The 13,013-nt window shown below is 63.5% G+C and carries 12 protein-coding genes; 9 read left to right on the top strand and 3 right to left on the bottom strand.

From position 1 onward, the window contains the following. Positions 1-9 precede the first annotated feature (9 nt). The 6 genes from Q0330_RS02655 (at position 10) to Q0330_RS02630 (ending at position 5,162) form a co-directional block, all read left to right on the top strand. Positions 10-1,089, top strand: coding sequence for a trifunctional transcriptional activator/DNA repair protein Ada/methylated-DNA--[protein]-cysteine S-methyltransferase (locus Q0330_RS02655; RefSeq protein ID WP_299474043.1), 1,080 nt, complete (start codon positions 10-12; stop codon positions 1,087-1,089). 114 nt (positions 1,090-1,203) lie between these two features. Next, positions 1,204-1,506 carry a 50S ribosomal protein L28 gene (rpmB, locus tag Q0330_RS02650; protein WP_299474040.1) on the top strand — a complete coding sequence of 101 codons (303 nt, stop codon included), beginning with the start codon at positions 1,204-1,206 and terminating at the stop codon, positions 1,504-1,506. Between the two features lie 104 nt (positions 1,507-1,610). Continuing rightward, entirely contained in the window at positions 1,611-1,955 is a 345-nt protein-coding gene (locus tag Q0330_RS02645) for a hypothetical protein (protein ID WP_299474037.1), read from the top strand. A 36-nt stretch (positions 1,956-1,991) separates the two neighbouring features. After that, the gene (locus tag Q0330_RS02640; protein WP_299474034.1) at positions 1,992-2,483 is read left to right on the top strand and encodes a copper chaperone PCu(A)C; all 492 of its coding nucleotides are present in this window, start codon (positions 1,992-1,994) and stop codon (positions 2,481-2,483) included. A 130-nt stretch (positions 2,484-2,613) separates the two neighbouring features. Continuing rightward, complete coding sequence (locus tag Q0330_RS02635; protein WP_299474031.1) at positions 2,614-3,978, top strand: DUF1800 domain-containing protein; 1,365 nt, start codon at positions 2,614-2,616, stop codon at positions 3,976-3,978. Positions 3,979-3,983: 5 nt separating this feature from the next. Continuing rightward, positions 3,984-5,162, top strand: coding sequence for a DUF1501 domain-containing protein (locus tag Q0330_RS02630; protein WP_299474028.1), 1,179 nt, complete (start codon positions 3,984-3,986; stop codon positions 5,160-5,162). Here the strand turns inward: Q0330_RS02630 and Q0330_RS02625 are convergent. From Q0330_RS02625 to Q0330_RS02615, 3 genes are read right to left on the bottom strand one after another with little or no spacing between them, the layout of a single operon-like run. Beyond that, entirely contained in the window at positions 5,131-5,919 is a 789-nt protein-coding gene (locus tag Q0330_RS02625; protein WP_299474025.1) for a sulfotransferase family 2 domain-containing protein, read from the bottom strand. The genes Q0330_RS02630 and Q0330_RS02625 overlap by 32 nt on opposite strands. Next, positions 5,916-9,167 carry a glycosyltransferase gene (locus tag Q0330_RS02620; protein ID WP_299474022.1) on the bottom strand — a complete coding sequence of 1,084 codons (3,252 nt, stop codon included), beginning with the start codon at positions 9,165-9,167 and terminating at the stop codon, positions 5,916-5,918. Before Q0330_RS02620 ends, Q0330_RS02625 begins: the two co-directional genes overlap by 4 nt. A 10-nt stretch (positions 9,168-9,177) precedes the next feature. Continuing rightward, the gene (locus Q0330_RS02615) at positions 9,178-9,966 is read right to left on the bottom strand and encodes a hypothetical protein (protein WP_299474019.1); all 789 of its coding nucleotides are present in this window, start codon (positions 9,964-9,966) and stop codon (positions 9,178-9,180) included. Between the two features lie 97 nt (positions 9,967-10,063). Here Q0330_RS02615 and Q0330_RS02610 point away from each other — a divergent pair, with 97 nt between their 5' ends. From Q0330_RS02610 to Q0330_RS02600, 3 genes are read left to right on the top strand one after another with little or no spacing between them, the layout of a single operon-like run. After that, positions 10,064-11,149 carry an ABC transporter permease gene (locus Q0330_RS02610; RefSeq protein WP_299474016.1) on the top strand — a complete coding sequence of 362 codons (1,086 nt, stop codon included), beginning with the start codon at positions 10,064-10,066 and terminating at the stop codon, positions 11,147-11,149. Beyond that, positions 11,146-12,330 carry a hypothetical protein gene (locus Q0330_RS02605; RefSeq protein ID WP_299474013.1) on the top strand — a complete coding sequence of 395 codons (1,185 nt, stop codon included), beginning with the start codon at positions 11,146-11,148 and terminating at the stop codon, positions 12,328-12,330. The genes Q0330_RS02610 and Q0330_RS02605 overlap by 4 nt, the downstream gene beginning before the upstream one ends. After that, positions 12,327-13,001, top strand: coding sequence for an ABC transporter ATP-binding protein (locus tag Q0330_RS02600; protein ID WP_299474010.1), 675 nt, complete (start codon positions 12,327-12,329; stop codon positions 12,999-13,001). Before Q0330_RS02605 ends, Q0330_RS02600 begins: the two co-directional genes overlap by 4 nt. The last annotated feature ends 12 nt before the right edge of the window (positions 13,002-13,013 follow it).

The following is a 13,013-nucleotide window of genomic DNA, read 5'->3' as shown; positions in this document are numbered from 1 at the left end:
AAAGGGCAGATGACAAAGGAACCGACCATGTTCGATCTGCCCGATGATGCGGTGCTTTACGCCGCGCTGAACGCCCGCGATCCGGCCTTTGAGGGGCGCGCCTATGTCGGCGTGACCTCGACCGGCATCTTCTGTCGCCTGACCTGCCCGGCCCGCAAGCCCCGGCCCGAGAATTGCCGCTGGTTCGCCCGCCCCGAGGAGGCCGAGGCTGCAGGCTTCCGTCCCTGCAAGCGCTGCCACCCCATCGGCGCGACGGCCGAGGGCGATGCCGCCGCCACCGCCCTTCGCGCCGCCATGGAGGCCGATCCGGGCCGCCGCTGGACCGAGACCGATATCGAGGAAATGGGCTATGACCCCTCGACCATCCGCCGTGCCTTCCGGCGCCATTTCGGCATGACCTTCCTGCAGATGGCCCGCAATATCCGCCTGCGAGAGGGGGCGCGTCGCGTCGCCGGCGGCGATGCGGTGATCGAGGCGCAACTGGATGCGGGCTTCGATTCGGCCAGCGGCTTCCGGCAGGCTTTCGCTCGGCTTTTCGGTCATCCGCCGGCGAAGATGCGCGGCGCAGGTGGGCTGGTCGCGGACTGGATCGACACGCCGCTTGGCGGGATGATCGCGGTGGCCGACGATCAGGCGCTGTATCTGCTGGAATTCACCGACCGCAAGGCCCTGGTGCCGCAACTGGCCAAGGTCTCGAAAGCGGCGAAGGGCCGTGTCGGGCTGGGTCGGACCGGCGTCAGCGGCGAGACGGCGCGGCAATTGAGCGAGTTCTTCGCCGGCAACCGCGCCCGGTTCAACCTGCCGCTTGCGCCACACGGCACCGATTTCCAGCGCCGGGTCTGGGATGCGCTGTGCCGGATTCCGGCCGGGCAGACCCGCAGCTATACCGAACTGGCCCGCGCCATCGGCCAGCCCACCGCCACCCGTGCCGTGGCCCGCGCCAATGCCACCAATGGCATTGCCATCGTCATCCCCTGTCACCGCGTCATCGGTGCCGATGGCACCCTGACCGGCTATGCTGGCGGGCTCTGGCGCAAGGAGAAACTGATCGCGGCGGAAGCTGCCTATCGGGGCGCCGAATCGACTTGACGCGCAGGCTGTGCAGGTATATCCACCGCCAACCAGATTTTCCGGGCGCTGCCTCGCGGCGCCTTTTCACATTGGGACAGCAGGTCCCGCGAACGTCAAACTGAGGATAACGCTATGTCGCGCGTCTGCGAACTTACCGGCAAGGGCCCGATGAGCGGGAACAATGTCAGCCACGCCAACAACAAGACCCGTCGCCGCTTTCTGCCGAACCTGAACGATGTCACGCTGACCTCGGAAAAGACCGGCCGCGCCTATTCGCTGCGCATCTCGGCGGCGGCGCTTCGCTCGGTCGATCACCGTGGCGGTCTGGATGCGTTCCTGGCCAAAGCCAAGGATGTCGAGCTGTCGGCCCGTGCGCTGAAGATCAAGAAGGAAATCGCAGCCGCCGGCGACAGTGCCGCAGCGCTGAGCGCCTGATTCCTTCTGTTCTGGAAGTTTTGAAGGCCCCGCCGGTCGGTCCGGCGGGGCCTGTGCCTTTTTGTCACTGGCACTTGGCCCGGCAAGCCGCTAGGGCTTGAGATATGACAGCCCTGCTGCGCGCATTCCTGATTGTCGTTCTGCTGCTGACCTCTCAGGGTCTGGCGGCGGCGCGCGGGCAATCGCGGGTCGCCGGTGAAATGGTGTTCTGCGCCGGCGGCGAATTGGTCACCCTGCTGGTCGATGACCGGGGCGAGCCGGTCGAACATGTCATGGTCTGCCCGGACATGGCGCTGAACCTGATGTCGGCGATTGCCGTTGTCACGCCCCAGCCTGTGCTGACCGAATCCCTTCTGTTCCTGTCCGCCGAGGCGCATGAAAGCGCCCCTGCCGGGCGCGATGCGCCGATGGCGCAGGCCCGCGATCCGCCCCGGTCGCGCGCTGCCTGAACCCATCCAACCCAATCGCCTTACAGGAACCAAACGATGAAACATGTGATTCTCGCGGCCGTGGCCGCCCTTTCCCTGCCTGCCGCCGCCCTTGCGCAGGATGTCAGCATCAAGATCAGCGACGAGTTCGCGCGCAGCTCGAACCCGAAATCGGGCGCGGCTTTTATGACCATTCAGAATGACGGCCAGCAGGAGTGCACGCTGATCGCGGCGTCCAGCCCTGCCGCCCCCAAGGTCGAGCTGCATACCACGCGCGAAAACGCCGATGGCATGATGGAAATGCTCCCGATCGAGGGCGGCATCACCATCGCGGCCGGCGGTAGCCATGCTTTGGCGCGCGGGGGCGACCACATCATGCTCATGAATATCCCGACCCCGTTGCAGCAGGGTGACGAGGTGCCAATGGCGCTGGACTTCGGTGAATGCGGCGTAGTGGAGTTGGTGGTCCCGCTCGACAACGAACGGACCGGCACGGTCGCGGGCGAGATGAAGATGGATCATGGCGCGATGGATCACAGCGCCCATTGACGGCCTTGCCCCCGGCTGGCATCCGCTGGCCGGGTCGCCAACGGCATTGTGATCCCACGGGCCAGCCGTAACATGCGAACCATGGGGCGCGCCGGACGTTGGCCCCGGTCACAGCTGGACTCGCGAGACGATGAACTATGCCGATTTCGCCCTGATCCGCTTCGGGTCGGGGCTTTCCCCAAGTCATGATGGCCCGGCCACGCCCGAGGCCCTGATCGATTCGCTTGGGCAGGGCGACGGGTCGCAGCAATTTCCGGTCATGTCGACGGACGAGGTGACCGCGCTTTATGCCGCCTATATGCGAGGCCGCCGGGGACGAAAAAACGATCCCGCATTGGAGGCCGAATACCAGAAGCAACGAGAGCGGATGATTCAGGCAAGCTGGCTGCTGCGCCGTTCCCGGCTGGCGCGCGCGGTCATGGCGCCGGTCGGTTTTGCCGATCGGCTGGCGCAATTCTGGTCCAGCCATTTCAGCATCCGCGGCTTTGGCGCGCATAAGATCATCCTGCGCGAAGCTTTCCAGGAAGACGTGATCCGTGCTCACCAGCTTGGGCGCTTCGCCGATCTGCTGCGCGCGGCGACGCTGCATCCGGCGATGCTGGATTATCTCGACCAGAGCTCTTCCATCGGGCCGGGCTCGCCCTTCGCCAGCCGGCGTGGCAAGAAACTGGGCCTGAACGAAAACCATGCCCGCGAGCTTCTGGAACTGCATACGCTCGGCATCGGCGATGCCTATAGCCAGGCCGATATCCGGCAGCTGGCCGAATTGATGACCGGGCTGATGGTCGATCAGGACGGGGCGTTCAAATATGCGCCTCAGCGGACCGAACCGGGGGCCGAGACGGTTCTGGGCAAGGAATATGGCGGTGCCGAGCCGCCGCGCCTGGATGAAATCAGCGCATTCTTCGACGATGTCGCCGTTCATCCGGCGACGGCCCATTTCATTTCCCGGAAACTTGCCCGGCATTTCTGCGCCGATACGCCCCCGCCGGAACTGGTCGAGGCGATGGCGACCCGGTTTCGCGATACCGGCGGGGATCTGACGGCTGTCTACGAAGTCATGGTCGGGCACAGGCTGGCCCGCGAAAGCTTCGGGCAGAAGGTCCGCCAGCCCTGGGATCTGATCGTTGCCGGGTTCCGCAGCCTCGATGTCGAGGGTCGGACGCTGGTCGACATGAAGCTGAGCAGTTTGCGGCGCATGGTGATGAAACCGCTTGCGGCGATGGGGCAGCCGATCATCGGCGCGCCGCAGCCAGAGGGTTGGCCCGAGGAGGAAGAGGCCTGGCTGACGCCGCAGCAACTGGCTGCGCGCATCGACTGGGCGCTGGATGTGCCAAGCATGAAGGCGAAGGACCTGCCGCCGGTCACCGCTTTCGCGCGCACCGCCCTGGGCGAAGATCGCGCGGCCGAGGTCGAGCCCATCGTCCGGCGCGCCGAATCCCTGCCCGAGGCCATCGGGCTGGTCATCGCCTCGCCCCAATTCAACCGGAGGTGACGGTGATGGATCGCCGCAGATTCCTGAATATTGCGCTTGGCGGTGCCTGTTCCGCTGCCGCCATGCCGGCGATCACGCCGATGAGCTTCGCCTCGGCCCCCGGCGAAAGGCGCTTCGTCGCCATCGTGCTGCGCGGCGCGATGGACGGGCTGGATGCGGTCCAGCCCTACGGCGATCCGTTTCTGGCCGGGCTGCGCCGGACGATCTCGGTCGGGCCGCAGAAGGGGGCGCTCGATCTGGACGGGTTCTTCGCGCTTCACCCGGCGCTGGCCCCCCTGATGCCGATGTGGGCGGCGGGGGAACTGGGCTTTGCGCAGGCGGTTTCGACCCCCTATCGCGACAAGCGCAGCCATTTCGACGGGCAGGAAATTCTCGAAGCCGGGACCGGCGATCAGTCGATGCCCTACGGTGTCGCCAGTGGTTGGCTGAACCGGCTGCTGCCGATGCTGCCCGGCGCGACCATGCAGACCGCCTTTGCCGTCGGGATCGAGAACATGGCGATCCTGAACGGCGATGCCGATCATGCCAGCTGGGCACCCGAGGCGCGTTTCGATGTCACGCCCCAGGCTCAGGACCTGCTGCGCCAGCTTTACGACAATGACCCACCCTTCGAAAGCGCGGCCGAGACCGCCATCGCGCTCAGCACCGCCAATCTGGGCGAAGGGGCGATGAAGGTGTCGGAGCAGAAGCAGATCGCCACGGCTCTGGCCTCGTTCACCGCCGCGCGGCTGAATGCCGAGACCCGGATCGCCGCCTTTTCCCTGAACGGCTGGGATACGCATCACAACCAGATCGGCGGCATCCAGCGCGCTTTGGTGCAGCTTTCCGATGCGCTGATCGTGCTGAAACGCGATCTGGGCCGGAACTGGGACAATACCGTGGTCATGGCGATGACCGAATTCGGTCGGACCGCGCGCGAGAACGGCACTCAGGGCACCGATCACGGCACCGGCGGGCTGATGGTCATGGCCGGCGGTGCGGTCAAGGGTGGCCGCGTCTATGGCGACTGGCCGGGTCTGGACGAGGGCGATCTTTATGCCGGGCGCGACCTGATGCCGACGGCGGATGTGCGTGCCTATGCGGGCGTGGCGCTGTCGGGGCTGTTCGGGGTTCCGGTCTCGAAGGTGGAAAGCACGATCTTCCCCGGGCTGATCATGCCCGATCCGCCGCACATCCTGCTTTGATAAGCCGTTCGGCTTCGGCGTAAAGCGCGAGGTCCTGTTGGTTCGCGTCCCAAAGCCGGTCGTTGAGGCTTTGGGGCAATTGCGCCATGAGCGCCAAGACGCGCTCCTCGGTCGTGGCGGCGGAGGTCTCGGTTGCGTTCAGATGCGTGTGTTCGGGGATGGTCAAGTCCAGCCCATAGCCCGCCGCGATCTTCCTGAAGCGCTGGATATCGGTGTCGAAATCTTCGGTCCGGCCCAGCAATTCGACATTGGCGAGGTTACGTTCTGCAGTCGTCAGGTCATAGGTTAACTGGTGGCGGTCTTCGCGCACCTTCGCCTGCCGCCCGTAGACCCCGGCGAAATAGCGGGTCTGGGGGTTCGACATATGCGTCAGCTCGGTGCGGATGCCGAAACTGGCCGCGATCCAGCCGGCGAAATCGTGGGCGGCAGCGAGTTCCGCTGTGACAGTCCCGTCCGCCGCGCTGCGCTTGTAGCGCCAGATCGACCCCAGCCGCAGGATCGGGTGGCGCAGGAATGTCGCCGCGATCACCCGGTAATCCAGCGCGGAGGGCTGCGGCAACAGCACCTGATGCGAGGAAAAGGCCACCGCCCCGGCCCGCCGCCGGATGATCTGGTCGATCTGGTCCTGATCTATGGTGAAGAAGGGATAGGGGCCGTCGAAACGCTCATGCGCGGGGCCGAAGCTGGCATCCAGCACCCGCTCGAAGGAGGTGCCGGAATTCTTGTAGATATGATAGTGCAGCAGGACCGTTCTCATGACGCGTTCGGCAGGCTGGGCGCGGGTCGGGTCTGGCGATAGCGATGCGGCACCCAAGCGCCCCAGCGGTCTTCGAAAATCTTGCGGTTGCGGGCGAAGAGGTCCTGCCGCTCGTCCGAGGGCAGCGCGTCGAAGCTGGCCGAAAGGCGGTGATGGACGAAGGCATCCTCGGCCAGAACGCTGATCAGCCCGGCGGCGCGGAAGCTGGCGCAATGGTCGTCATCCTCGAACATGCCGCGGCCATAGACGATGGGCAGATCGCCGATACGGTCGAGATCGGATTTGCGGAACATGGCGCAGAAATAGGCGGCGACGGGAATTTCTGTCCAGATGCCGCGATAGCCGGTGACCAGATCGCGGGCGACCGTCTCCATTCCGGCCATGTCGGAATAGCTGACCTCGATCCGGGCTTCATTGCCGATATTGTTGGTCAGCGGCCCGACAATGCCGATCTGCGGATTGCGTTCGAGATGGCGCACCATCGCCGCAATCGCGCCCGGCGGCATATAGGTGTCGTTGTTCAGCAGCAGGACATAATCGCCGTCTGCGGCCCCGATGCCGATATTGTTGCCGGCGGCGAATCCCAGATTGTCGCCATTCTCGATCAGCCGGATGCGCGGATCGGTGCCGGCGCGGTCGCGCAGCCGCGCCAACGCCTCGGGGGCAGAGCCATTGTCGACGACCAGCACATCGAGTGCGGGATAGACCTCGCCCTGTCCCAACAGCGAATCGAGACAGTCCAGCGTCAGATCTGCCTGCCCAAAGGCCAGTACGACGACCGAGACCTTTGGTGCCCGTTCCATCTCGGCCAGAAGATGTGCGGCGCGATCGGACCAGGTGTTTTCCAGTGCATAGGCCTGTAACGCCGCCCGTGTCGCCGGGTCTTTGCCGGCCTCGGCTGCGGCGCGTATCCCTTCGGCAAACTCGGTTGCGCCGGCCGCGAGCGTCACCAGCTTGCCGGCGCGCTCAAGCTCCGGCAGGGCGGTGGCAACGGTGGGGCGCTTCATGGCCGAATATTCGTAGAACTTGACCGGATCGCAGGCGCGGATGATCGGAAGCAGCCGGAAGGGGATGGTCATGACATCCATGGCCGCCAGAAAGCCCGGCACATCGGCATAAGCGATCTCGCCATGCATGGTGACATTTGGCAGGTCGGCCAGTCGCGCCGGGGCCTCGGCGGTCACCGCCCCGCACAGATGGATGTCGAAATCGGGGTTGGCCGCAGCCATGGTCTCGACCAGATCGGCGTCGAACCATTCGGCTATGGCACCGACATAACCGACCCGGATCGCCCCGTCGCGCAGCTTGCCGGACAGGAAACCGGGCAGGCTGGGTTCGTCCGCGTCATCGCAGATGAAGTGGCCGGTATCGGTGCCGTTGCGGATCAGTTTGACCGGGCGTCGGGCTGCGTATTTGTCATGGAGATATTGCGACGAGACCACCACCCGGTCGGCGGCGTCAATCATCTGTTCTTCAAGTTCCAGCACCGCCTGATCCGTATTCGAGAAACCGGCAATTTCGTCCATGCAATCGAAGGTGATCTGGTATTGCGACGACAGGTGGCGCACGAAGTTCCACCAATAGGGATGCTCGACGATGACATGGGCGCGGCGGGTGGTGCCGATCTGGTCGACAAGCGCGTGAAAATGATCGATCCATGCCCGGATCGTGGCTGGTGGGACCGTGCCGGAATAGGGCTGGGCGCCACGCATCCCGCGTGCCGAGAGCCGAAGGACATGCAGGTTCGGCCCAACCTCTCTGGCCGAGCCGCCGCCTGAATCGCCCTCCATCTCGATATAGAAGACACGGTGGCCGGTGCGGGCAAGCTCGCTTGCCAGATGTTGCGGCCTTTGGGTGCGAAAATCCCAGTTGATGATCGACATGATGAAGATGTCGGGCTTATCGGGGTCGGCGGGGGGCACGTCGATGAGGTTGCGCGCCTCGCCGGATGGCTGTTTGGGCGAGGCATAGGCGAGATAGCCGGGAATCTGGCCGGGATGGGGCATGGCGTGTTTCAGCCAGTCGAAGGCTGACTGCGGCAGGCAGTTGCGAAGGACCCTGCCGCCCCGGCGATGCAGGCGGCGATAGATCGGCTTGAGAACGGTGTTACGCTCGATCTGCAGAAGTTGGGTCAGATGGTTGAGCTGTTCCGTGGCTCTGGCCAATTGCTGGTTGGCACCGTTCAACTGCGCCTGCAGCTTGTCGAGTTCCAGCGCTTGCTGCTTCAGGTCTTCGTCGGCCTGATCCCGTTGCGCTTCCAGCGACGCGACGACGTGGTGGCGTTCGGCAACCGCCTCGGCGACCTGGGTTTGCAGCGATCCGTTGTCGGTGCGAAGCTGTGCCACGTCGGCCTGCAAGCCGAAGATTTCAGCGCCCAGATGGGCTTCCGTCGCGCGTGCGCTGCTGGAAACGATGTCGAACTGGCGGCGATAAGGGGCCAGTTCACGGGATGCGGGCACCGTGCCGGCGCGGGCATGATCGGCAAGCAGATCAAAGAGATCATTGGCCAGCCGGTCAATTGCCGGAACGGTTGCGACGGTCTGACGGCCGCCATGCACGGCGCTGCGCTGGAACCGGGCCAGGATTGCCCCGGCAGCGTCATCCGGCAGGTCGACAGATGCGATCTGCGCCATGCGATTGAGCGTCTCTGCGGGCCGTCCGATCCAGTCCGGAAACAGGACCAGCATCCGCGGCAGGCCCTCGGTGCTCTCTAGCGCCGTCAATATATGCGAGATCCAAGTGAGATAGCTGTGATCGGCAGAGATCGCATCGCGCCGCGCCACCGAGGCGGCAACCTCCGCCGGATTGCGCAGCGAGATCACCGCCGAAACCTGACCCAGCGTTTCAAGGAAAGGCCGCCAGGCGGGCATGAGCAGGCTCATTCGGGGGTCCTTGATGACGATCCTCGCGGCTTTTCCGAAGCTGGCCTGAAGGGCTGCCTCCATTTCGTCGGGGTTGGGACCCGCGTCGAGAGGCGCGATCCTGGCCCAGCTTGCCCCCGCCCGGGCCAGAGCCGATTCGTTCAGGTCGACGATGGCGCGGGGTTCGAAATGGCCTTTTGGGTTGTCAGGGGCAGGCCCGTTCCGGTCGCCGGGCAGGGTGAAGCCCAGCACCTCGGTGCAGTCGGTCAGGAAGGAGGTTCCGCTGCGATGCATGCCGAGCACGACGAGAATGCGGTCGCGCAGTGTAACCTGTCTGCGCAAGACCGGGATGGGTTGCTGCGGGGGGAATGTGTCATGGAGGGTCATGTCGTCTACCTCATTGCCAGTTCGGCTGTTCCGGCTGATCGTACTGGCCGATCTCGTCATAGTTCTGGATGATGTCGCGCATGTGCCGAGGTGCCATTTTTCGTAGCGGCGCATGAAAGGGACGGCCGTCAGGCAGGCCCAGATGGGCGAGAATGCGCGGGTAATCGTCGCGCAGGGTTTCGTAGCGGGCCTGCAACGCATCGGGAAAGATCGCGTCGATCCGTTGGGCCAGCATCTTCTGGCGTTCAATGTAGCGCGCCAACTCATTGGGTTTGATAAGGATTTTCTCGGGTGGCGGTCTTGTGCCCGGGCGCTGCGCCATGTCGCTATGTGCGATACCAAAGCGCGACATCCGTGTGCGAGAAGCAAGGGCCGCGACAGGGTTCAACCGGCGCAGGTGAACGATCCGCATCCGTTTCAGTCTGGCGTAGCTGCAGAGCGGGTGCAGGAAACGGTTGTCGACGAAATCGTCATAAATGATCTTGAAGCCGACGGCTGCGCCGGTGAATGGCATGACATATTCGGCCATGAAATGCAGGGGATCCGCATCTCGCACGGGCAGTTGTGCCCGGATCTGATCGGGGGTGGGACGCCGTGTGTTGGGGCGTGGCACCAGCCGGTCGATCCAGACCCGGCTGAAAACTTCGCCATGACAGGTGATGTCGGATTCGTCGTTCAATGCCTCTCGCAACAGGGTCGAGCCGGAGCGGGCCTGCGCCACGATCATGAAGCGCACTGGCGTCTGCCCGACCTCTGCCTTTGCGGGCGAGGCACCGATCTGAGGGCATTGTTGGCTCATTGTGGCTCGCTGGTTCAGTGTCGGATCATCTTCTAAGATGCACAACCATAGCGGGCAATGCAAAATATTAATCTCTTATCGCGTGATTTCGTGCATGTTGGCGATCACGACGATTTTGATGCACTGCGATACCAGCCCCTCGACGCGGGGGCTTCGGCGGACTAAGTTCCCGCGACCGGCGGCGACGGGATCGCGGCTTGATGGAAGGCAGACCCAACAGAGTTCTCCGGGCCGGTTTGGCAACAGGGGACGCACGGGGCAGACAGATGAACGACGTGAAGATCAGGCGAGGTATCGCTCCACCGGGCTGCATGACGGTGACCCGCCATCAGATGGCCGCTCGGAAGGTCCTGCCGCGATGAAAGGCGCGACCAACGAGCTGCGCCCGGTGCAGACGACCGTCAGCGGTCGCGTGCTGCCCCGGTTTTCGACGATGCGGACCATCGTGGCGCTGTGCCTGCGCGAGGTCACGACCTCGAACGGCGACACCGCCGGCGGCTATATGTGGTCCGTGGTTTCGCCGGTCATCGGCATCATCGGGCTGAGCTATATCTTCTCGGCCGGGTTCCGCACGCCACCACTGGGCGAGAATTTTGCCATCTTCTATGCCACCGGCCTTTTGCCCTTCACCATGTTCCGCAGCGTGTGCGGCCGGGTCGAATTCTCGATCCGTGCTTCGCGCCAGCTGCTGAATTATCCTCGGGTCACGGTATTCGATGTCCTGATCTCGAAATTCATCATGGCGACGATCACGCAGGCGGCAATTTCGGCGCTTGTGCTGGCCTTCATCCTGTATTTTTACCAACCCGACACCACATTTCACATCGTCCAGATCCTGCAGTCCTTTATCGTCGCGGCGCTGATGGGCTTTGGCTTTGGGGTCATGAACTGCGCGGTCAAGACCAAGCTGCCGCTTTGGGAGATGCTGTGGAACTTCGTCAGCAAGCCCTTGCTGCTGGTGTCAGGCGTGATCATCCTGGTCGAGAGCCTGCCGCGCCCTTATAGCGAATGGTTGCTGTGGAACCCGCTTGTCCACATCACGGGCCGTATGCGCGAGGCGTTTTACGTCGACTATGTCGGCAGCTACACGGATCTGCGCTTTCCGCTGGAAATCGCGCTTGTCAGCGCGTTCATCGGCATGGCCGGCATCAAACTGTTTGCGCGCGAGCTTCTCGACACATGAACGCACCGCTCAGCAATACACCGCCGATTGAGGCCGAGCCACATTATAGCTTCGATGAAGTGGTTCCCGCCGGCATTCGCCCGCGCCACCTTTTCCTGCTGGCGACCTTCCTGATCATCGTTGTCGCGCCGACTGTCTTTGCCGGCTGGCTGGCGGTCAATTTCTCAGGGTCGTTGCGGCAGGTCACGGCATCGGTGACCGTGCAGGAGCAATCGCTGGGTGTGCTGGGCGAAACCTCGCGCAGCGATACCCTGCGCAGCGCCGTCACCGGCAGCGGGGCCGAGGAAACCGCCATCGTCCGCCAACTTGTCCGCAGCGAGGATTTCTATCGCGAAATCCGCGATCAGCTCGATCTTGCGGAAATCTGGCCGCCTGATCGGCTGGTGCCCTTCCTGCCGACCCGCTATCCGGTCGACGGGGCGGTCGAGCGTGGTCACGCTTTCTGGAAAAACATGGTCTCGGTCAATCTCGGATCGCGCGACCAGATCATTCGCGTGACGGTCACGGCCTTCGATCAGGAATCGGCGGAAAAGCTGTTGCTCGCCATCCGGAACGAGGCAGAACGGCGTCTGAACCTTGCCCGCACCGCGACCCTGACCGCTGCCTTGAACGAGGCCCAGAAGCGGCTCGACGAATTGATCGTCAAGAACGATGCGGACCGGCAGGCGTTGAAGGAATTCCGCATCGCGAACCGGACCATAGATCCGCAATTGCTGGCCGACCTCAATGCCGAATTCAAGACCTCTATCCGCAGCATGCTGGCACGAGAGGAAATCACCATTGCCACGGTCGGGGATTCGGTCGGTGACAGCGAGGGTTTGACGCGCCGCGCCGAAGACCGCATCGCTGCGATAAGTTCTTATATCGCTGACCCCGAATCGAGCGAGGGCATGGTCGCCACCCCCCGAGAGATCAGCGACCTCATCGCCAAGTATCACCCCCTCATCACCGAGGTGGAACTGTCGGGCATTGCCCTGCGCATGGCAGAGCTGTCGATCATCCACTACAATCGCGAGTTGGAATCCAACAAGGTCTTTCTGACCAGCGTAACCGGCGGCAACTCGGCCACGATACGGGTTTTCCCGCAATTCGGCCCGACGCTGATCGTGGTCATGATCGGCTGTTTCATCGTGTGGTGCATGGTGCTGCTGACCTTCTATGCCATCAGGGACCGCAAATGATCGTCCTCGATAACGTCACCAAGATCTTCTATTCCCGCCATGTGAAGAACACGGTGTTCAAGGACCTGAACGCGGTCTTTCCCAGCCAGACCTCGGTGGCGCTGCTGGGGCGCAACGGGGCCGGGAAGTCCACGCTTCTGCAGATCATGGCCGGCTCGCTGATCCCGAATTCGGGCCGGGTGCTGTCGGATGGAAATATCTCCTTCCCGATCGGTCTTGCCTCGTCGCTGCACCCGTTCATGAGCGGGGCGCAGAACACCAAGTTCATCGCCCGCATCTACGGTGCCGATACCGACTCGCTGAAAAAGTTCGTCGAGGATTTCGCCGAGCTGGACGAAAAATTCTATCTGCCGATCCGGACCTATTCCTCGGGGATGCGCTCTCGGCTGATGTTCGGCATCAATATGGGGCTGAAATTCGACACCTATCTGGTCGATGAAGTGTCGGCCGTGGGCGATGCCGCATTCCGGGAGAAAAGCGAGTCCCTGTTCAAGGAGCGGATGAAGGAATCGGGCGCGGTCTTCATCAGCCATTCGATGGGTCTGGTCCGGCGCATGTGTACGGCGGGTGCGGTTCTGGAAAACGGCCGGATCACCTATTACGAGGACCTCGAAGAGGCGATCCGCGCCCATCACCGCAATATTCAGGCCGCCGACATCAACGACGACTGAGGGCGTTCGCGG

The sequence above is a fragment of the uncultured Paracoccus sp. genome, assembly GCF_937873615.1.
Lineage (GTDB): Bacteria > Pseudomonadota > Alphaproteobacteria > Rhodobacterales > Rhodobacteraceae > Paracoccus.
This window is presented reverse-complemented; position numbering and strand designations above follow the sequence as displayed.